Origin of the sequence: Geomonas subterranea, from assembly GCF_019063845.1 — a bacterium.
Classification (GTDB): Bacteria; Desulfobacterota; Desulfuromonadia; order Geobacterales; family Geobacteraceae; genus Geomonas; species Geomonas subterranea.
In genome coordinates this window covers 75,170-95,817 of record NZ_CP077683.1, presented here as the reverse complement: position 1 = coordinate 95,817, position 20,648 = coordinate 75,170, and the positions used below count along the sequence as shown (strand labels likewise).

The 20,648-nt window shown below is 65.9% G+C and carries 17 protein-coding genes; 3 read left to right on the top strand and 14 right to left on the bottom strand.

What is annotated here, in order from left to right; genetic code table 11:
• Positions 1–168 precede the first annotated feature (168 nt).
• Complete coding sequence (locus KP001_RS00415; protein WP_217287637.1) at positions 169–663, top strand: hypothetical protein; 495 nt, start codon at positions 169–171, stop codon at positions 661–663.
• Position 664: 1 nt separating this feature from the next.
• On the opposite strand, the gene KP001_RS00410 is transcribed toward KP001_RS00415, so the two are convergent.
• Positions 665–967, bottom strand: coding sequence for a hypothetical protein (locus KP001_RS00410; protein WP_217287636.1), 303 nt, complete (start codon positions 965–967; stop codon positions 665–667).
• Positions 964–2,262, bottom strand: coding sequence for an NfeD family protein (locus KP001_RS00405; RefSeq protein WP_217287635.1), 1,299 nt, complete (start codon positions 2,260–2,262; stop codon positions 964–966). Before KP001_RS00405 ends, KP001_RS00410 begins: the two co-directional genes overlap by 4 nt.
• Before the next feature lie 378 nt (positions 2,263–2,640).
• Between KP001_RS00405 and KP001_RS00400 the strand changes: the two genes are divergently transcribed.
• A complete protein-coding gene (locus KP001_RS00400) occupies positions 2,641–3,078 on the top strand; it encodes a MarR family winged helix-turn-helix transcriptional regulator (protein WP_217287634.1) in 438 nt (145 codons plus the stop codon).
• Between the two features lie 104 nt (positions 3,079–3,182).
• The gene (locus KP001_RS00395) at positions 3,183–3,776 is read left to right on the top strand and encodes a YceI family protein (RefSeq protein WP_217287633.1); all 594 of its coding nucleotides are present in this window, start codon (positions 3,183–3,185) and stop codon (positions 3,774–3,776) included.
• A gap of 156 nt (positions 3,777–3,932) precedes the next feature.
• Here the strand turns inward: KP001_RS00395 and KP001_RS00390 are convergent, their stop codons facing one another.
• From KP001_RS00390 to KP001_RS00340, 12 genes are all read right to left on the bottom strand, one after another.
• Positions 3,933–6,575, bottom strand: coding sequence for a PAS domain-containing hybrid sensor histidine kinase/response regulator (locus KP001_RS00390; RefSeq protein ID WP_217287632.1), 2,643 nt, complete (start codon positions 6,573–6,575; stop codon positions 3,933–3,935).
• Between the two features lie 141 nt (positions 6,576–6,716).
• Positions 6,717–8,348: a methyl-accepting chemotaxis protein gene (locus KP001_RS00385; RefSeq protein WP_217287631.1), complete on the bottom strand. Its 1,632-nt coding sequence runs from the start codon at positions 8,346–8,348 to the stop codon at positions 6,717–6,719.
• Between the two features lie 460 nt (positions 8,349–8,808).
• Entirely contained in the window at positions 8,809–10,176 is a 1,368-nt protein-coding gene (locus KP001_RS00380; RefSeq protein ID WP_217287630.1) for a sigma-54-dependent transcriptional regulator, read from the bottom strand.
• A gap of 216 nt (positions 10,177–10,392) precedes the next feature.
• Positions 10,393–11,442: a protein-glutamate methylesterase/protein-glutamine glutaminase gene (locus tag KP001_RS00375; RefSeq protein ID WP_217287629.1), complete on the bottom strand. Its 1,050-nt coding sequence runs from the start codon at positions 11,440–11,442 to the stop codon at positions 10,393–10,395.
• A gap of 4 nt (positions 11,443–11,446) precedes the next feature.
• A complete protein-coding gene (locus KP001_RS00370; protein WP_217287628.1) occupies positions 11,447–12,292 on the bottom strand; it encodes a CheR family methyltransferase in 846 nt (281 codons plus the stop codon).
• A complete protein-coding gene (locus KP001_RS00365) occupies positions 12,292–14,652 on the bottom strand; it encodes a HEAT repeat domain-containing protein (RefSeq protein WP_217287627.1) in 2,361 nt (786 codons plus the stop codon). The genes KP001_RS00370 and KP001_RS00365 overlap by 1 nt, the downstream gene beginning before the upstream one ends.
• Position 14,653: 1 nt before the next feature.
• Entirely contained in the window at positions 14,654–14,848 is a 195-nt protein-coding gene (locus KP001_RS22150; protein ID WP_275423339.1) for a CheR family methyltransferase, read from the bottom strand.
• Positions 14,827–15,576, bottom strand: a complete 750-nt coding sequence (locus KP001_RS00360) for a CheR family methyltransferase (RefSeq protein WP_275423338.1) — start codon at positions 15,574–15,576, stop codon at positions 14,827–14,829. Before KP001_RS00360 ends, KP001_RS22150 begins: the two co-directional genes overlap by 22 nt.
• Position 15,577: 1 nt before the next feature.
• Positions 15,578–17,884, bottom strand: coding sequence for a methyl-accepting chemotaxis protein (locus tag KP001_RS00355; protein ID WP_217287626.1), 2,307 nt, complete (start codon positions 17,882–17,884; stop codon positions 15,578–15,580).
• A gap of 28 nt (positions 17,885–17,912) precedes the next feature.
• Positions 17,913–18,455 carry a chemotaxis protein CheW gene (locus KP001_RS00350; protein ID WP_224963089.1) on the bottom strand — a complete coding sequence of 181 codons (543 nt, stop codon included), beginning with the start codon at positions 18,453–18,455 and terminating at the stop codon, positions 17,913–17,915.
• 38 nt (positions 18,456–18,493) lie between these two features.
• A complete protein-coding gene (locus KP001_RS00345; protein ID WP_217287625.1) occupies positions 18,494–20,206 on the bottom strand; it encodes a chemotaxis protein CheA in 1,713 nt (570 codons plus the stop codon).
• Positions 20,196–20,615: a response regulator gene (locus tag KP001_RS00340; RefSeq protein ID WP_224963093.1), complete on the bottom strand. Its 420-nt coding sequence runs from the start codon at positions 20,613–20,615 to the stop codon at positions 20,196–20,198. Before KP001_RS00340 ends, KP001_RS00345 begins: the two co-directional genes overlap by 11 nt.
• Positions 20,616–20,648 lie beyond the last annotated feature (33 nt).

The window sequence follows — 20,648 nt, the reverse complement described above, 5'->3', positions numbered from 1 at the left end:
CGGCGCGCTATGTCAACCGCGATCGCCCGCCGCCATGGACGGACCGGGTGTGAACTCCAGCGAAGATATTTGGTTGTCCCCCACTTGCTTTTTGACGGGGCCCGGTATTATTTTTATGCGTGACAAGGAAGTTTTTCCTCTACCACAGCTCGTACTAAAGGTGACCATATGCGGCTTTCTCTCTATCTCGAACATGGCGAACAGTTCTCCCGGGCCGCGCTGAAACTTCCGGTGCAGACCCCTATCGATATCGAGTCCACCCTGCTCAACTGCTTCATAGAAGTGCTGCCCGTGGCGGCGTCCTACTACATGGGACCGGAGCACCTTCCCGGGATCGAATTCCCGCACCCGGAGATCCGCGTGGTGTTCCAGTTGAAGGAGCACCCGCAGGTGGCGGCGGTCTACTCCATCGACGTCTTCGTGACCGACGCCATGCTGAGCCTGATAAGCCACGCCCAGGGGCACACCCACGTGGACATCAACCGCAGGGCGGCGCACATCGAGAGGCTCATCGCCAACAAGCAGAACGGGCTCCTGGAACTGATCGGGTGCAACCACACCACCCTCATCGACCGGCTCACCCAGGCCTTCGTCGGCTTGCGTAGCGCCTACCTGAACGCGCTCAACGATGAAGGGTGCCTCCCGATCCCGAAACACTACTAGCTTACCCAAGCGCTCCGAAACGCTCGAGGCACGGCCGGCACAGGCCGTCCTCGGGCTGCCACCCGGGGAACCTCTCCCGCACCCGCTCCATCAGCGCCGGATCGTCCGCACCCTGCCGGCGGTACGACAACCCGGGGACCTCCATGCCGCAGACCGGGCACTCCACCACGTCGTGGCTTCCCGTTTCCCGCCGCACACCCGCCGTCAGGTTGGCACGCTGGCGCTGCAGACACGGAAGTCCCAAAAGGGCATCCCCCAGCCGCAGGTCCCCGGACTCCTTCCTTTTTTTGCCCGACCCGGTCATGATCCGCCCCGCCCCTCCTGCCGTTCTCCCGCCTTTTGCACCGTAAGCCGCAGCCCGGTCACCGCTACCACCCGCACCTTCTCACCTTTCAGCACCGGCTCCTCGCTGTCGGCGTTCCAGTACTCGCCGCGCAGCAGCACCTTACCCTCGGGCGCGAGGTCCGTCTCGGCCACCCCTATTGCGTCGATCATCCCCTCCACCCCGGTGATCGGTCTCTCCCGGTGCGCCTGGACCACCTTGACGACCACCACCGTGAAGAAGAGCGCCGTCACCCCGACCGTTGCCGCCAGCACCTCCCAGGAGAGGCGCAGGTACGGTTCGGGCGACGGGAAGAGGATCAGCGACCCAAACACCATGGCCACGACGCCCCCGACCGCGAGCATCCCGTAGGAAACCACCTTGATTTCCGCGATGAACAGGACGATCCCCAGCAGGATGAGCGCGATCCCCGCGTAGTTCACCGGCAGGGTCTGCAGGGCGAAAAAGGAGAGGAGCAGCGAGATGCCCCCGATCACCCCCGGCAGGATCACGCCGGGGTTGGAAAGCTCGAAGAAGAGCCCCGCTATCCCCAGGAGCATCAGCATGTAGGCGACGTCGGGGTTGCTGACGGCGTCGAGGATCCGGTCGCGGGTCCCCATCTCGTGGCTCACCACCCGCGCCCCGGCAAGGTGCAGCACGACCTCTTTTCCCTCCCGTTGCACCTTGCGCCCTTCGAGCTTCGACAGGAGATCCTGCCGGCTCTGCGCCACCAGGTCGACCACCCGCTGCGCGAGCGCCGCCTCGGCGGAAAGGGAGATGCTCTGACGCACCATCCTGCGGGCCACGTCTGCGTTGCGTCCCCGCTTGACCGCGATCCCCTCGACGTAGGCCTCGGCGTCGTTCACGAGCTTCGCCTCCATGACCGGGTCCGGCTTTTCCCCCAGCCCCACCGGGTGGGCAGCACCGATGTTGGTGCCGGGGGCCATGGCGAGGATATCCGCGCTGAGGCCGATGACCGCCCCGGCCGAGGCGGCGCGTGCCCCGGAAGGGGCGACGTACACCGCCACCGGAACCCGCGCGCTGAGGATCGCCTGCACCGCCTCGCGCATGGCCGTGTCGAGTCCACCCGGGGTGTCCAACTCCACCAGCAGGAGCCGGTCGCCCCGCTTCCCGGCCGCCTCCAGATTCTCCCTCAGGAAGGCGGCGCTCACGGGGTTGATCGGGCCGCGAAGGGAGATGACCCCCACCTGCGGCTCCTGCGCCCTCAGGCACAGCGGCAACACCATTACCAGCAGTACCAGGAACAGCCGTTTCATTTCCGCACCTCCCGCAAAGGCTGAGACCTCATTTTTTTCCTTCCCGGTTGTTTCTCCCTGCGCCCTGGCGTCCGCGTAACGCCCTGATTTTCCAACCTCCGGCGCAAGCGTCACCCGCGTATTCTTCCATTAAAAGGAGACCTTGGCAAGTCTCACCAAAAAGGTGCGGCCACCAGCAGGCGTTCCGGTCCCCCTCCTGGTTTTCCTTTGCGCCTTAACGGCTCCGCGTCTTTGCGTGGACCGTTTGTTTTTTACCTTTCCTTCCGGGGAGTTACATTTTTTACTACACGTCCCGAAAAAATAGTTTGACATTTAATTACTTCAGTTGTAGCTTTAAATCATTCGAAACGATGTTGCACCTCAACAAAGAGGCAGATCATGAAGCAGGATGCCAAATCAAAACGCGCGCTCAACACCTACACGAAGCTCATGCGCGGTTCCGAATCGGTGACCGTCCGGGTGGGGCGCACGATGTCGGACGCGGGGCTCACCATCAGCCAGTTCGGAGTGCTGGAGGCCCTGCTGCACAAAGGGCCCATGTGCCAGCGCGACGTGGCTTCCAAGATACTGAAAAGTACCGGCAACATCACCCTGGTCATCGACAACCTGGAGAAGCAGGGGCTGGTCCAGCGCGAGCGCTCCCTGGAGGACCGCCGCTTCTGCACCGTCCTCCTCACGGAGAAGGGGCGCGGCTTGATCGAAACGACCTTCGCCGAAGTCGAAGCGGCCATCATCGCGGAGATGGGGGTGCTGACCGATGAAGAACAGGAAACACTGGGCAGACTTTGCAAGAAACTCGGTTTACGGGAGGGATAACGGCGAGAGAAACCATCGGCACCTTTTTTTTGGCACAATAGTTTAACATCAAAAGACATCAACTAAAACAAATCCGTCACACGGATCGGAAAAGGAGAAACACCATGAAAAGAATCATCGCAACCATAGCAGCAGTAGCGGCACTGGCACTTCCCGCCCTCGCCTCCGCCACCACCTGGAACATCGACCCCGACCATTCCAACGTCGGCTTCAAGGTACGTCACCTGATGGTCTCCAACGTCAAAGGGAGCTTCGAGAAGCACAAGGGGACCGTTGAGATCAACGACAAGGACATCACCAAGTCCAAGGTCAGCGTCACCATCGACACCGCTTCGGTCAACACCAACGTCGCCAAGCGTGACGAGCACCTGAGAAGCGCCGACTTCTTCGACGCCGCCAAGTACCCGACCATGACCTTCACCTCGAAGAAGGTCGCCAAGGCGGGCAAGGGCAAACTGAAGGTCACGGGCGACCTGACCCTGCACGGCGTGACCAAGGAAGTCGTGCTGAGCGTGGAAGGCCCCGCCAAGGAAAGCAAGGACCCGTGGGGCAACCTGAGAAGCGGCGTGGTGGCCAGCACCAAGATCAACCGCAAGGACTTCGGCCTGGTCTATAACGCCGCCCTGGAAACCGGGGGCGTCGCGGTGGGCGAGGACGTCGACATCAACCTGGAGATCGAGATGATCAAGGCCAAGTAACCGGCACCTCCAGTCACCAAGCAAAGAAAGCGCCTGTTCCCCGGTTGGAACAGGCGCTTTTCGTTCTTCTGAGAACACCGGGGAGGAGAGAGGTGGTAGCAGAAGGGGTGGGGGATCAAGAGGCTAGTGCTCTTGTGCTTCCTCACCGGCGCCCCTTTACCCTTTGGACCGCGTGAGAGAGTCCGCGCGTGCCTCCCCGGCACGGCGCGGCACGCTGGTACTCAGGCTCTGCCACCCGTCGGCCTGCAGGCATGCCATGGTCGCTTTCAATTCCTCCTCGAAATCGCGCAGCTCCCCGGCCGCGCTCCCGTCCCCCTTCAAAGCCGTCTCCAGCCGCTGGGCGGCCCCGTGCAGCGGCTGCGCGGCCAGCACCCCGGCGATCCCCTTGACCGAATGGGCAAGCCGCGACGCCTCCTCCTTGTGGCCGGCCTTTATCTCGCGCTCGATCTCCGCCGCCTGCCCCTGGTACTCGCGCTCGAACTGCTTCAAGAGGTCGCGATAGAGCCTGCGGTCGCCGCCGGTCTGCCGCACGCCGGTCTCGAAGTCGATCTTCACCGTCTGTTGCCGCTGCCCCCCCTGCTCCTGGCCACCCGCCGGACCGGCACCCGGGTCTTTGAGGTGGACCGCGATGGCGCGGTACATCGACTCCGGCGTGAAGGGCTTCGCGATGTGCCCGTCCATGCCGGCCGCGAGGCTCGCGGCCACGTCCTGCTCCATGGCGTTGGCCGATAACGCGAGGATCGGGAGCGTCTCCATCCCGGGCTTGCCCAGCGCCCGGATCTCCCGCGCCGCCGTGAGCCCGTCCTTGCCCGGCATCCGGATGTCCATGAGCACCAGGTCGAAGTCCCGGCGGCGTACCAGGTCCACCGCTTCCTCGCCGTTGGAGGCTACGGTCACCTGCAGCCCCCCCCGCTCCAGCAGCGCGAGGGCGATCTTCTGGTTGAAGGGGTTGTCCTCTACCAGCAGGACCCGCTGCTGCCGGAACGGGGTGAAGCCCGTCTCCTTCTTCCGCTCCCCCCCGCTGCCGGCGCCGGCGATGCCGAAGGGAAGCCAGAACGAGAAGGTGCTCCCCACCCCGGGGATGCTCTCGCACCAGATCTCCCCTTTCATCATGGAGGTGAGACGCTTGCAGATCGCGAGCCCCAGGCCGGTCCCCCCGTGGCTGCGGGTGATCGAGCCGTCCAGTTGGGTGAAGGCCTGAAAGAGCCGGGCCTGGTCCTCGGCGAGGATGCCGATGCCGGAGTCGCGCACCGCGAAGATCAGCTCCGCGGTCCCGGGCTCCTGGCGCGCGAGTTTCACCGCGAGGTGGATGCCGCCATGGCGGGTGAACTTGAGGGCGTTGCTCAGGAGGTTGTTGAGCACCTGGGCCAGGCGCATCGGGTCCCCGGCGAGCAGTTCCGGTATCTGCGGGTCCAGCTCGACGCGCAGCTCCACCCCCTGCTGGCGCGCCCTGGGCGAATAAACCGCCAGCAGTTCGCGCACCACGTCCTGCAGCGAGAAGGTGACCCGCTCGATCGTGAGCTTGCCCGCCTCTATCTTGGAGAAATCCAGCACGTCGTTGATGACCCCCAGGAGGAGATCCGCGGAAACCATCAGCGTCTGCAGGTACTCGCTTTGACTGGGGGAGAGTTCGGTGTCCCGCAGCAGGTGCCCCGCCCCGACGATGGCGTTCATGGGGGTGCGGATCTCGTGGCTCATGTTGGCCAGGAACTCGCTCTTCGCGGCCGAGGCGCGGGCCGATTTCACCGCCAGTTCGTTGGCGCGCTGCACCGTCCTGACCAGCTGCCGGTTGGCCTCCTCCTGCAGCCGGGTGCTCTCGAGGAGGGCCGCCTCCCCCCGTTTGCGTTGCGAGATGTCGAGCATGATCCAGATGAAGTCGGAGAGCTCGCCCGTATCGTCCAGGACCGGGGTGACCGTCACCTCCTGCTCCAGCACGGTCCCGTCGCCGCGGCGCCCCACCACTTCTCCCTGCCAGGGGCGCCCCGCCTCCAGGCTCTCCGTGAGGCTCGCCAAAAGCTCGGGCTCCGTCCCCGCCGTGAACAGCTGTTTCGGGTCCTTCCCGAGCAGCTCCCCGGGGCTGCATCCGAGGATCCGGCGAAGCGCCTGGTTCACCCAGATCACCTTCTCCTGCCTGTTGGCGATGATGATGCCGTTCACCGCCGCATCGAGGGCCGCCCCCTGCAGGCGCAGCCGCTCCTCCACCTCCCGCCGGGCGCTGACGTCCCTGAAGGTGAGCACGGCGCCGGGGCGGCTGCCGCCGGCCAGCGCGCTGCAGCTGAAGTCGGCGCTGAAGGAGCTGCCGTTTCGGCGCCAGAGCACCTCGTTCCTGGCACGCTGCCGCCTGCCTGCGGTGAAGGCCGGGTGCAGCAGGCAACTCTCCTTGCCGCAGCGGGTGCAGTCGGGATCCTTGCCGTGGTGCATCACCTCGCGCAGGTCCCGCCCCGCCAGTTCCCCCTCCTGGTACCCCAGCAGTTCATGCGCCGCCTGGTTGGCGTAGGTGACATATCCCGCGCCGTCCACGGAGACCACCCCCTCCTCGACCGACTGCAGCAGCAGGGCGGCGTGCGGCTCCGCCTCTGCGGCCGGGTCGCCGCGCCGGGCCATGTGGTGCCAGGCCAGGAACCACCCGGAGACGGTGCAGGCGGCCGCGATGAGAAGCAGGGCCATCTGTCGCAGGCCGGGGCCGTCCCCTCTCCCCCCCTGCAGGTTTTCCAGTATGAGGCAGGTGAATCCCCCCTGCAGGATCACCAGTGCCAGCGTGCTTACTATGGTTATTTTCAGGCTGCGCTCCGCGTGCATGACGCCACCTCTATCGCTTCGTCGCCGGGCCCCGATCAGGGCGCTATGATTCCAAGCCGCTTGCTCCTTTCTTCGGGGGGTAAGGCGCACGCCTTGAGCGGAATGTCGCCCCCCGTTTTTGCTTTTACCGGGGCGCGCGGGCTAGGCGATCCTGAACCGGGCCACCAGCGTCTGCAGCTCGTCCGCCTGCTGGGCCAGCTGCGCCGCGGCCATGGCGGTTTCCTCGGCGCCGCGCGCGGTGTGCTGCACCACGTCGGTGATCTGCTGGATGTTGGAGGTGACCTCGGTCGTGGTGGCCGTCTGTTCCTCGGCGGCGGTCGCTATCTGGCTCACCTGCAGGGACACCTCGCTGATGCACCTGAGGATGTCTTCCAGTGCCTGCCCGGAGCGCTGGGACGAGGCGGCCCCCTTCTCGGCCTCCTGCACCCCTTCGTCCATGGCGCGCACCGCGTCGCGGGTCTCCCCCTGGATCGCCTTGATCATGGTGCCGATCTCCTTGGTCGCCTTGCTGGTCCTCTCGGCCAGGGCCCGGACCTCGTCGGCCACCACGGCGAAGCCGCGCCCCTGCTCTCCGGCCCGCGCCGCCTCGATGGCCGCGTTCAACGCGAGGAGGTTGGTCTGGTCCGCGATGTCCTCGATGGTCCCGACGATGTCGCCGATCTCCTCTGACCGGTGCCCCAGCGCCTCGACCGTCTTCGATGTCCGGCGCACCCGGCCGGCGATCTCCTCCATGCCGGCGATGGTTTCCTGCACCACCCTGGCCCCCTGGTTCGCGGAGTCGCTGGACTGGCGGGACGCCTCGGCGGCCAGGACGCAATTGCGGGCGATGTCCGCGCTGGTGGCGGCCATCTCCTCGCTGCCGGTGGCCACGGTCCCGGTCTGGGAGGCGACTTCCTCCGCGCCGGTGGCGATCTGAGCCGAGGTCCCCTGCAGCTGGGTGGAAGCCGAAGCGATGCTGCTGGAGATCTGGACGGTCTGTGAGACGAGCGCCTTGAGGCTCTGCACCATGTGCCCCATGGCCTGCTGCAGCTGTCCGGTTTCATCCCTGGAATCGACCACCACCTCGACGGTCAGGTCCCCCTCTGCCAGCCGGTTCGCCACCTGCACCGCCTTGTCCAGCGGCCGGGTGATCATCCTCGTTATCACCACGCCGAGCACCAGGGCGAGTACGAGCCCCAGCGCCAGGAGCACGGCGATGGAGCGCGCGGCCGAGGCGGCTGCCAGCTCGTTGTTGCGCGCGGTGGTCTTACCCTGCAGTTCCTTGGCCACCATCAGCTTGTCCAGCAGCTCCTGCTGCTTCAGTGCGGCCTCCTTGCCGGCGCCGTGCAGGAGTTCCCTGGCCTCGGCGTCGCGCCCGGCGCCATCGAGCGTGAGTATCTTTTCCACGTACCCAAGGTACACCGATCTCGCCTGGACGAAGTCTCGGAACAGCCCCCGCTCCTCGTTGGTGGTGATCGTTTTCTCGTAGCGTGCGGCGCGCTCGGAGATGTTCTGGCGCAGCGCCGCCGTGGTATCCACGTAACGCTGGCGCAGCGCCGGATCGGTCGCCTCCACCGCGTCGCGCACGTTGATCCGGACCCGCTGGAACGAGACCGACATCCCCGCCAGATCCCCCAGGGGAACGGTCACCGTCTCGTAGGTCCTTTTCCCTTCCGCGTTGAGGTTGTTGGTGACTCTTATGCCGATGAAGCCGATGACCACCGCTATGATGGCCACGCAGGCGAACCCCGCCGCCAGCTTTATGCCTACTTTAAGATCTCTGATCGCTCTCATGACATGTCTCCCGTGCGTTCGTTGTGCCGGCAGGTCCCGAAGGAAGCTGTGGTGGCCGTTGCATCAATGCCTGTCCCGTACGGGACAGGTCGAGTCGTTTGCTACAGGTAAGAGCAGGAGTGGTGCCAACCCGCCCACTTACGCGGTTTCAGCTACTTGTACCGGACCGGCGAGGTCCGGTTGTCCCCGACCGGGACAGTGTGGGCGGCAAAGGGACAGTGCCGCTGCAGAGGATAACTCGGGAGCTGTCCCGTGACCGGGGACGCGCGCCGTCCGTTCACCGCGGGCGGCGGCTCACCGCCGTTGCCCGAAAGTTTCGATGGGGCCGGTACCCGGGGGGGACACCGGAAAGGGGGTCAGGCGCGTCGCGGGCGCTGTCTGGCAACGCCAAAAATCCACGGGGGAGACTTACGGTGCTGTCGGCAGGGCCTGTGAGGGGGTTCCATCACAGGATGGTGCATCACGAACGGTAGAAGGCTTTCCGGTTCACCTTGAGAAGCTGCGCCGCCTTCGACTTGTTGCCGCCGCAACGCTCGAGGGTCAGGTTCAGGATCTGCCCGGTGAGGGCTTCCAACGACAACTCCCCTTCCGGGAGGGAGAGATGGTAACTCACCCTGGTCCCGTCACTCGCGCTTCGCACCGGCTCCGGCTCCGTCCCCGCCAGCCCCAGGTGCACGGGACGGATCATCTCGTTGTCGGTGAGAATGGCCGCCCGCTCGAGGCAGTTGCGCAGCTCGCGCACGTTGCCCGGCCAGCGGTAGTCGAGCATCAGGTCCATGGCCTGCTGCGAGATCCCCGGCAGCGGTTTCCCCAGGTGCTGGCGCAGCTGCTCCAGGATGTGGCCGCACAGGATCGGTATGTCGTCCTTTCTCTGGCAAAGCGGCGGGATGGTCAGGGGGAAGACGTTGACGCGGTGGTAGAGGTCCTCGCGGAAGCGTCCCGCCGCGACCAGCCCGGCGAGGCTGCGGTTGGTGGCGACGATCACGCGGCAGTCAACGGGAATGGGGGTGTTGCTGCCGATCTTCTCGAAGGCCCGCTCCTGGAGCACGCGCAAAAGCTTCGCCTGCAGTGAAAGAGGCATGTCACCGATCTCGTCCAGGAGGATGGTCCCCTTCCGGGCCAGGCTGAACTTCCCCTCCCGGTCGCGGTCGGCGCCGGTGAAGGCGCCGCGCACGTGCCCGAAGAGCTCGCTCTCCATCAGGTGCTCGGGGATGGCGGCGCAGTTCACCGCCACGAATTCGGCGGGAAGTCCCTTGCCGGCGAAATGGATGGCGCGCGCCAGCACCTCCTTGCCGGAACCGCTCTCCCCGTAGATCGCCACCGTGGTCTGCCGCGCGGCTGCCACCCGCGAGGCGAGCTCCAGCACCTGCTTCATGGCGGGGTTCACCGTCACGATGCTCTGGAAGGTGTAGCGCTCGGTTAAAAGCCCCTTGATCTGCTCGTTTTCCCGCACGACGCGGTGGTAGTCGAGGGCGCGCTGGATGGTGATGCGCAGGTCCTCGGGGTCGTAGGGCTTCTCCAGGTAATCGTAGGCGCCGCGCCGCATCGCCTCCACCGCGCTCTCAACGCTGCCGTGCGCCGTGACGACGATGATGGGCGTTTCCGGGTGCCGTTTCTGCGCCTCCCCGATGAGTTGCAGGCCGTCCATCCTCGGCATGACCAGGTCGGAGAGCACCAGGTCGACCGGCTGCCGTTCGAGGATCTCCAGCGCCTGCATCCCGTCGACGGCGCTGACGACCTCGTAGCCGATCTCGCACAGTTGACGTTCCAGCAGGAAACGGAACACGGGTTCGTCGTCGACGGCAAGGATCTTGGTGGTGTGAGGCATGTAATCGGGCTCCGCGGGCTGAAGGTTTCCTGTCTTATCGGCAGTTCACCCGGGAGCTTGAGCCGGACCCGCTGAGGCTGCGCGCCGGCGCGAAGGGATATCTGTCAGGAAGCTGAAGAGGGGACGTCCGTGGATGGTGTGGGGGGAGGAACAGTTGGGAGGAAAGGTTGGCGCGGAAGGGGCTGCCCGGTTCCGCGTGCGGTGACGGCGTGGCCGCTAGACCATGCCGGTTATGGTGTCCGAGACCCGGTACAGGGGGACCGCGGCGTCCACGCTGACGGTTTCCGCGACCGCCTTGGGCATGCCGTAGACGATGGCCGTCTCCTCCGTCTCGACGACGACCCGTCCCCCGGCCATCTTGATGGCCCGTGCGCCGGCCGCGCCGTCCTTACCCATCCCGGTCAGGACGACCCCCAGGGAGCGGCTGCCGCAGACCTCGGCGGCGGATTCGAAGAGCGCGTCGACCGACGGGCAATGCAGGTGCCCGGCGGGCTCCGGGTCGAGCCATACCTGGAGCCCCCCGTCCTTGCGCCGCAGCCGCATGTGCCACCCGGCGGGGGCCAGGTAGACGTTCCCCGCCACGACCGCCTCGCCGTCGCTGGCCTCCCTCACCGTCAATGAGCTGTTGCGGTCCAGACGCGCGGCCAGCGAAGTGATGAATCCCGCCGGCATGTGCTGCACGATGAGGATCGGGCAGGGAGGAGGCTGGAGCGCGCTTAGCACCTGCTGCAGCGCCGGGGGGCCGCCGGTCGACGTCCCCATGACCACGACCTCGGTGCCGCGGCTCTTCCCGCCCCCCCGGGCGGCGGGGCCCGGCTCCGGCTTTCGTGCCGCGCCGCGCAGCTTTTCCAGGTCCACGCCGGCCGCCACCTTGATCTTCGCGGTCAGCTCCTTGGCGAGGGCGCCGATGTCCATCGCCCCTCCCGCGGAGCTCTTGTCTATGAAGTCGACCGCCCCGATGTCGAGGGCCTTCAGCGTCTTCTCCCCCCCCTTGCCGGTGAGGCAACTGAACATGATCACGGGGGCGGGGCACTGCTCCATGATCATCTCCAGCGCCGAGATACCGTCCAGGACCGGCATCTGCACGTCGAGGGTGATCACGTCCGGCCGCAGGCTCCTGGCGAGTTCGACGGCGCTTTTGCCGTTGCCGGCGACGTCGACCACCTCGATGTCGGGGCTCTCCTCGAACATCCGTATGATGGCCCGGCGCACGAAGGCCGAGTCGTCCACGACCAGGACCCGGATCTTTTTCTTCACGTCACCCATCACGTCACCCCCTCTTCCGATAGATGATGGCGCCCGGAAAACGAAGCGGCAGGTAAGACGCCTGCGTCCTGGCAAGGGATTCCGAATGCCCGAGGAAGAGGTACCCCCCCGGCGGCTGGAGGGCGCCGAAGTTGTCCAGCACCCGCTTCACGTTGTCGTCCCCGAAGTAGATGAGGACGTTGCGGCAAATGATGATGTCGAAACGCTCCCCCGCCACGCTCGCCAGGTCGAGGAGGTTCCCCTGCGTGAAGCCGGTCCATTTCCTAAGCATCGGCCTGACCACGAACTTGTCGCCGTGGCGCTTCAGGTACCTCTGCACCAGGTGCGGCTCCGTGGCCCAGAACGAGCGCTCAGTGTAGACCCCCTGCCGGGCCGCGTCCAGTACCCGCTCGTCGATGTCGAGACCGGTGATGCGCACGTCCCAGTCCCAGGAGAAGCACCCCGACTCCAGAAGGAGCATGGCCAGGGTGTAGACCTCCTCGCCGCTCGAGCAGCCGGCGGAGAGGATGCGGATGGAGCGCTCGCCGGCGGCCAGTTTCGCCTCCTTGAGCGCCGGCAGCACCTCCTGCGCGAGGACGGAGAGCTGGGACGATTCCCTGAAGAAATAGGTCTCGTTGTTGGTGAGAAGGGGAACGAGGCGCCGCCATTCCGCGTCCCTGCCGGGGGAGAACTTGAGGTAGCAGTAATAGTCGGTGAAGTTGCGCAGCCGCAACTCCTCCAGCCGGGGCAAGAGCTTCGTTGCCAGCCCCCTCTGCGTCCCTTCCTCAAGCACCAGCCCGGCGAAGGCGGCCACGTGTTCCTTGATGAGCCTGAACTCCTCGGCCTGCATGACGACCTTCTCCAGAGGCATCAGAGGTATTCCTGCTGCGCGAAACTCTTCAGGGCGAGCTCCGCCCTCGTCCTTACCTCGGCGCTCGCATCGTTTTTTCTGACCTGGATCAGCCTTTTCAAGGGGGAGGCGTCGTAGCAGTGGCACAGCGCGTCGATGCAGGCGAGCCGGACTATCTCGCTCTCGTCGTCGAGGAGCTCCGAAAGGGGTTCCACGCTCTTGTGGTCGGCGATCTTCCCTATGACGTCGATCACCCGCTCGCGCAAATCCGCCTTGTAGTTCTTCTTCATGATGCGGTGCAGCCAGGGGAGCCCGGCGCGCCCGAACGCCACCAGCGCCTCGAACGCCTGCCTCCCTACCTCCGGGTCGTCGAGCAGCGCCACCAGTTCCGGCACCGTGACCGGATTGCGCAGCTCCCCGAGGACGGTGATGGCGTGCTTGCGCACCATGGCGTCGGCATCGTTTATCCCCTTGAGCAGCAACGGGAGCTCGCGCCCTCCGCCGATTTTCCCCAAAACGCGCAGGGCCGCGATGCGCACGCTCCAGTGCGCGTCCGCCACCGCTTCCTCGACCCCCTTGAGCGACTCCTGGTCGGCCAGCTCACCCAGGGTGTAGACCGCCAGTCTCCTGAAGTCGGGATCGCCGTGCTGCAGGTAGCGCCTGCGGATCAGCTCCGAGGCCTCCTTGTAAGCGAGTTTCCCCAGGGTTTCCACGATGGCGTACTCCAGCTGACGCGAAACGCCCTGGGAGAGGTAGTTGACCAGGAAACTTCCCGCGTCACGCGCCCCCATGTCGCCAACCGCCCGGATCACGCAGTAATCGAGATCCTCGCGGCCGCTCCCCAGAAGTGCCAGGAGCTCGTCCAGGAGCATCGGCTCTCCCAGTTCCGCGGCGGCGATGACCGCCGCCTCGCGCACCGGCTCCTCCGTGTCGCACAGCGCGCGGCACAAAAGCGGCACGGCCTGGGAGACCTGCTGCTTCCCGATGGACCGGACCAGCTCGGCCCGCACCTCCGGATCGTCGTCCATGCAGAGCAGGCGGAGGTTCTCGATCCCCCCTCCATGCTTCAGGCAGCCAAGGAGCATCGCGGCGCGGCGGCGCGCGCCGGCGTCGGGGGCTTGCGCGAGCTCGCCGAAAAGCTCCAGCACCGGCCCCAGGCGGTGCCGTCCCAGGGCCTGGGCCGCCTGCTGCGCCAGCGCGTCGCTCCCCCTGACGAGCATCGCCTTCATTTGCGGCAGGAGCGACTCGTCGGGAAAGGATTGCAGGGTCTCCAGCACCTCGAGCTGCACCGCCTCGTCGTCCTGCGCGAGCAGGCGCGCCAGTTCCGCGGCCTGGCAGGGAACGCCGAGCCAGCGCAGCGCGCGCAGCGCCACCAGGCGGACGGCCGCACTGTCATGATCGAGCGCGCCCAGAAGCTTCCCTTCCGCGCATATCCCGAGGGCGAGTACGGCGCTCTCCACCACCTGGTAGTTGCGCTCGTCCCCCAGGAGCTGAAAAAACCCGTCCATGGCGGAAAGCTCCCCCATCCACCCAAGGAGCATCGCCGCCGCCTGCGACGACTCCGGTTCACCCGGCTCCTGCAGCATCGATTTGAGCCGCTCCACGCCACGCCCCGAGATCAGCTGGCGCAGCCGTTCCTGCTGCCCCACCGCCTCGATCCGGTTCTTGTAGCTCATCTCGTCGTTGAGGCTTTGGCTGATGGCCGCCATCGAGACCGCGACGCTGCGCGCCAGATCCTGCTCCACGAAGGGGAGGATGCCGGCCAGCGCGTAGAGGGCGCGATGGTCACCGGCCTTCCCCAGCGCCTCCACCACCGCGCCCCGCAAAAGCTCGTTGTCCAGAAGCGGCAGCAGGTGGGGGACGGCGCGGTAATCCCTGAGTTCGCCTATGGCGCAGATGGCGGGGTACTGCAGCCAGAAATCCCCCTTCAGAAGCTCCAAAAGCGGCACCAGCGCGCTGCGGTCGCCGATCTTGCCGAGCGCCTCGGCCGCGGAATGGCTCACGTTGCTGTCCGGGTCGGCCAGCGCCCGTATCAGGGGCTCCACCGCCTCGCGGCTGCCGATGTCCCCGAGCATCACCGCGCTGAAGTTGCGGATCTCCTCGTCGCCGTCGAAGAGGAGCCCGTTCAGACGGGGGACCGCCTCCCCCCCAAGCTTCACCAGCACCTCCATGGCGCCGTTTCTCAGGTCGGCGTTGTCGTTGTCCCGGACGGCGGCCTCCAGGGACGGGTAGATCTGCTGCACCCCGCGGCCGATGATGGTGTCCAGCGCCTCGCTCTTGCGTCCGCGTTCGGCGTCGCCGACCAGGAGGAGGAGCTCCGGTAGTGAACAATCCTGCAAGGGAAGGGATTGGGCGCCAGGGGCATCGTTGGGCAGAAGCATTTTATAGGTTCTCCAATTTCCTGTAGACGAGACAGCTGGCATCGGGGACCGCCGCGAGGTCGTGACTGAAAAGGTGCAGCGGTTCGGCGTCGCCGGTGAAAAGGTGCCCCCCCGGCGCCAGGAGCCGCGAGAGGGTCTCCACGAGGAGCTGCTGGCAGCTGGGGGAGAAGTAGATCATGACGTTGCGGCAAAACACGACGTCGAACCCGCCCCAGCCCGTTTCCAGCTCCGGGGGAGCTCCCCCCCCATGACCTGGTTCAGGTTGAGGGGAATGAACCGCACCAGTCCCCTCAGCTCCTCCCCCGCCACCGCGCCGCCGGCCGTCGCCGTGAAGTATTTTCCGATCAGGTGGGGGGGGATGTTCTGCAGCCGCTCGGTTTCGTAAAATCCCTCCCGGGCCACCTTGAGGCAGCTCTTGCTGATGTCCCCGGCCACGATCTCGATATCCCATGCCTTGGGGTAGCGCAGCGTCTCGAGGAGGGTCATGGCGACGGTGTAGGGCTCCTCGCCGGTCGAGCAGCCGGCGCAGAGGATGCGCAGCTTCATGGTGCCCGCGCCGGCGCCGCTGTCTCTTTTCCCCCACGAGCGCATCATCTCCCGCCCCCGCGCCATTTCCAGCTCCGGCAGCACGACCTGCCGCAGGTGCCGGAACTGGTCGGGGTTACGGAAGAAGAAGGTCTCGTTGATGGTCATCAAGTCGAGCAGGGAGGCGTACTCCGCCGGGGTCTCCTCCAGGTGGCTCAGGTAGGAGCGGTAGTCGGCCAGCCCCAGTTGCGCCAGCCGGGTTTCCAGCCGCTGCCTGAAAAGGGAGAGCTTGCGCGGCGCGAAGTAGAGCCTGCTCCTCTCGAAAACCCGCTCCCGTATCCTGTCCAGGTAGGGGTCCGGCGCCACGTCCCGGTATGCCAGGTTGCCCCCGGGTTCCATTTCAGTTCACCTTGAAGGTCCCTACCAGCGCCGTCATCTCCTCGGCCTGCAGGGTGAGGTTCTGGGCCGCGCGCGAGAGCTGCTCGACGGCGGAGAGGTTTTCCCGGGTGATGTCGCTTATGTTGTCCATGGCGGTCACCACCATATCGCCCCCCTTCTTCTGTTCGGCGGTGGCGTTGGCCACCGACTGGGTCATGGAGGTCATGGAGTTCACCGCGGAGACGATCTGGCGCGCGGAGAGGGACTGCTCGCGGGTGGCGATGGTCACCTGGCTGGTCACCTGGTTCATGTTGTCCACCGCGATGCGGATCTGGCGGCTCCCAAGGGCCTGCTCCTTGGCGGAACCGGTCACCTCCTGGGTGAGCTGGTTCATCCGCTCCACGGCGATCCTGATCTGCCTCCCGCCGGCCGCCTGCTCGCGGGCTGCGTTGGCAACCACGTCGGAAGCACCGCTCATCTGCTCCACCGCGCGGATCACCTGGCTGGAGGCGTTGGACTGCTCGGCGGTCATGCGGGCGATGTCGGACATGAGGGTGCTGGTGCGCTCGATGCTGGAGACGATGTTCTCCAGCGAATTGCCGGCCAGCGTGATGAGTTCCATGGAGTTCTTCGCCTCCTGCGAGGCGATCTCGCCGTACTTCACCGACTCGCCCGTGTCGGCCTGCACCTGGCGGATGACGAGGGCGATTTCCTTGGTGGCCCCCATGCTCCGCTCGGCCAGCTTCCTCACCTCGTCGGCCACCACGGCGAAGCCGCGGCCGGCGTCGCCGGCGCGCGCCGCCTCGATGGCGGCGTTCAAGGCGAGCAGGTTGGTCTGGTCGGCGATCTCGCCGATCACCTTGACGATGTTGCCGATCTCCTCGGAACGCCGCCCGAGGTTCAGGATCGATTCGGAGGTTTTCTCGATGACCTCAGCCACGCGCCCCATGGCGGTGACGGCCTGCTGCCCCGCCTCGAGCCCGGCGTTCCCCTCCTTGGCCGCCCCCTTCGCCACCTGGTCGGCCTCCTCGACGTTTTTCGCCACCTGACGGATCGAGGCCGCCATCTCCTCGATGGTCGAGGAGGAATCCCCCACCACCTTCTGCAGGTCCTGGGAGTTCGCCGCCACCTGGTCGATGGAGACGGTGATCTGCTCGATGGTCGCCGAGGTCTCCGCGACCGACGACATCAGCTCCTCCGCGTTTTGGGCCACGTTCTCGATGGAGACGGTCATCTGCTCGATGGTGGCCGAGGTCTCGGCGACCGCGCTCGCCATCACGTCGGCGCTCTTCGCCACCTGTTCGCTGGAGGCCCCAAGTTCCTCGATGGAGGAGGAAACCTCGTCCGCGTTGGCCGCCAGCGCATCGGCGTTGCCGGCGACGGTCTGGATCGAGGCCGCCATCTGCACCATGGTGGCCGAGGTCTCCTCGGTGGCCGAGGCCTGACCGTGGGCGGACTTGGTGAGCTGCTGCGTGTTGGCCGAAATCTGCCCGGCGGCGGAGGCCACCTCCCCGGAGGTGCCCCGGATCTTGCCGATCATGGCCATGAGGTTTTGCACCATGGTTTGCATGGCTGAAAGGAGTTCACCCACCTCGTCCTTCGAGTTCACCACGACCGCCACGGTGAGATCCCCCTGGGCCACGGTCTTCGCCACCTCGACCGCCGCGTTGATGGGAACCGTGATGCTGCGCGTGATCAAAAAGCTCACCAGGATGCCGACGACGAGGCTCACCAGGATGCTCGAAAGGACCAGAAGCGTCACGTGCCGGGAGAGGGCAAGCATGACCTTTTCCTTACTGTCCATCCGCTCGTTGCTCTGTTCGGCGAGCTCCTTGGAAACCTCTTCGAATTTGTGGATCCCCGCCTTGTACGGCTCCACGGCGACGTTGGCCGCAGCCGGGCTCTTGATGCGCCCGGCCTCGATCTCCTTGTAGATCTTCTTGAAGCCGGCCTCGTAGGCGGAGAGTTCCTCCTTCATCGCCTTGATCCCGTCCTTCTCCTTCTGCAGGACCACGAGCTTCTCCAGGTCCTTCAGGCGGTTCTCCAGGTGCTCGCGCTGCTCGCCCCACTTCCCGAGGTATTCCTTCTCTTTCTCGCGGTCACCGATGTTGAGGAAAAGGTCCTTCTCGTAGCGCCGAAGCCCGACCACGTTGGCCCGCGCCCGGGAGGCATGTTCCGAGATGGTGGCGTCCCCCTGCAGCATGGCGATGGTGGTCTGGGTGCTCTCTCTCACCCCCCAGTAACCGGTGCCGCCAACCGCGACCACGATGAGCAGCATGATGCCGAAACCAAGGCCGAGCCGGCCCCCTATGCGAACGTTCTTTAACATCTACTTTCTCCTTTACTGGTGCCCCGTGCTACAGCAAGAGCGCGCGGTTGAGATTCAAAATGATGATCAGGCGGCCGTCGAGTTTCCCCATGCCGCCGATGTAGCTGGCCTCGGGGGTGGTGGCGTCCTCGGGCATCTCCTCGACGAGGGAGGCCGAGAACTGGATCACCTGGCGCACCGAGTCGACCAGCATCCCCAGGCGCTTCTCCCCCAGTTCCACCACCACGATCCGCTGCTCCTCGTTCTCCTCGACGTCGGGACGGCCAAAGCGCCGGCGCAGGTTGACGACCGGTATGATCTTCCCGCGCAGGTTGATCACCCCGCTCACGTGGGGGGGTGCACCGGGGACCTCCGTGATGCCCCCCCCCCGGATGATCTCCTGGACGCTGTTGATGTCGACGCCGTACTCCTCCCTGCCCAGGCGGAAGGTGACCAGTTGCAGCTTCCCCCCCCCTTCCGTGCCGGAAGAGACCGAAACGTCCCGGTCCACCTCCTGCTGGGCCTGTTCGATGAACCGGGCCAGCACGTCCTCCGCCAGCCCTGAGCTTGGGAGGTTGAATTGCTCTGCCATGCCTGTCTCCTTTGCGATAACTCTTGTGCCCTGCGGGGTCAGCGCCCCAGTATCGAGGGGATGTCGACGATGAGCGAGACCCTGCCGTCGCCGAGCACGGTGCCGCCGGAGATCCCGGGGAGCTCCCCTAAGTAGTCGTCCAGTCCCTTGATGACGATCTCCTGCTGGCCGATCAGGCGGTCCACCACGAGTCCGCCCTTCTTGTCGCCGCTGGCCACCACCACGACGTATTCCTGTTCCCTTTGCTCCGCGCTTGCCCGCCCGAAGAAGCGGTCCAGCCGGTACAGAGGAAGCACCCGGTCGCGCAGCATGATCACCTCGCCGCTCCCCGTGTCGTGGCACTCCTCACCCCGCACCTGGACGCTCTCCAGGACGCCGGAGAGCGGCACCGCGTAGGTCTCGCCCGCCACCTCCACCATGAGGGCGGTGATGATGGCGAGCGTCAGCGGGAGCATGATGGTGAAGGTGGTGCCGCGCCCGAGCTTCGATTCGATCTCGATGATGCCGTTTAGGGAAGAGACGATCTTCTTGACCACGTCGAGCCCGATCCCCCGCCCCGAGGTCTCGGTCACCTCGCTCCTGGTCGAAAATCCCGGGACGAAGACCAGCTGCAGCAGTTCCGCGGAGGTCATGCCGCGGGCCGCTTCCGGCTCGAGCACGCCGCGCTGCACCGCCTTGCTGCGGATCTCCTCAGGGTCCATCCCCCCCCCGTCGTCGGAGACGGAGATGACGATGTGGTTACTCTCGTGGCGCGCCCTGAGGGTCAGGGTGCCGCGCGGCTCCTTGCCGCGGGAGCGCCGCTCGCCCGGGGTCTCCAGGCCGTGATCCACGGCGTTTCTGATCAGGTGCAAAAGGGGCTCGCCGATCTCGTCGAGGACCGTCTTGTCGAGCTCGGTATCCTCCCCCTCGAGCAGAAGGCGCACCTCCTTGCCGTGGGTGAGGGAGAGGTCGCGCACCAGGCGCTGGAAGCGCTGGAACACGGTCTTCACCGGGAGCATGCGCACCTTCATGATGGACTGGCGCAGGTCGTCGGTGCTCTTGCCGATCAGCTGGCTCGTTTCGTTGAATGCGTTCAGGAGCTCCCGGTCGGACACCGTCTCACGCAGGCGCTTTTCCAGGGTGGTGAGGGCGGTGCGCTGGATGACGAGCTCGCCCATGAGGTTTAACAGCTCGTCGAGCTTCTCGAAGTTCACCTTGAGGGTGCTGCTTTTCTGGGTGATGTATCCGAATTCAGACGGGGAGGCGGGGCGGGAAGGCGCGGCCGCGGCGACAGGCTCGTGCCCGTGTTCGTGCCCATGGCCTTGCTCATGTTCGTGCCCATGCTCATCTCCGCCTCCGGCGGGAGTCTGCGGGGCGGAGCCCAGCGCCTCGAGCAGGGACTCTTCATGGGTGAAATCCAGGGGGGCGTCCGGGGTGCGGGCGAAACTCATCAGCGCGCCGCGGAGCGCGTTGATCCCGCCGTAGAGGGCGCCAAAGAGCGCCGCCCCCAGCGGGAGCGCGCCCGCACCGGTCTGCTTCATCACCTCTTCCAGCCGGTGCACGTACTGCTGCAGCGCGGTGAGCCCCATCATCCCGGAGTTCCCCTTGAGGGTGTGCAGGTGCCCCTGGATCAGGGTGACCAGCTCGCCGTCGCAACCGGCCGGGGCGCGCCGCTCCAGCTCGAGGAGGAACCCCTCCACCGCGTCCAGGTGCCCCCCCGCGTCCTCGACGAACTCCCCGATCAGGGCTGAGAAATCGCACTCACCGCTCAAGGGCCATCTCCCCCTCCGGCTCCATGCCGGTCGCGCTTTGCTGCAGCACCTTCACGATCACCTCGTGCAGCTGGCTCGGAGTGAAGGGCTTGGTGAGATAGCCGCAGGCGCCCAGCTTGAGCCCCTGAATGGTGTCCTCCTCCTTCCCTTCCGTGCTGACGATCACCACCGGCACCCGCGGGGTGAAGCCGAGCTGGGACGCCTTCTCCAGGAACTGCACCCCGTTCATCACCGGCATGTTGATATCCAAAAGCACGAGCTGCACGTCGTCGAAGCGCGCCAGGATGTCGAGCGCCTCCTGGCCGTTGTTGGCGCCCACGACCTCGCAGCGGTAGCGCGCCAGGACCAGGCGGTACATCTGGTGAATCAGCGCCGAATCGTCCACCACCAGGACTTTGTTGAGGATCATCTCATTCCCTTCCATGCTCGGGCCGCATCACGC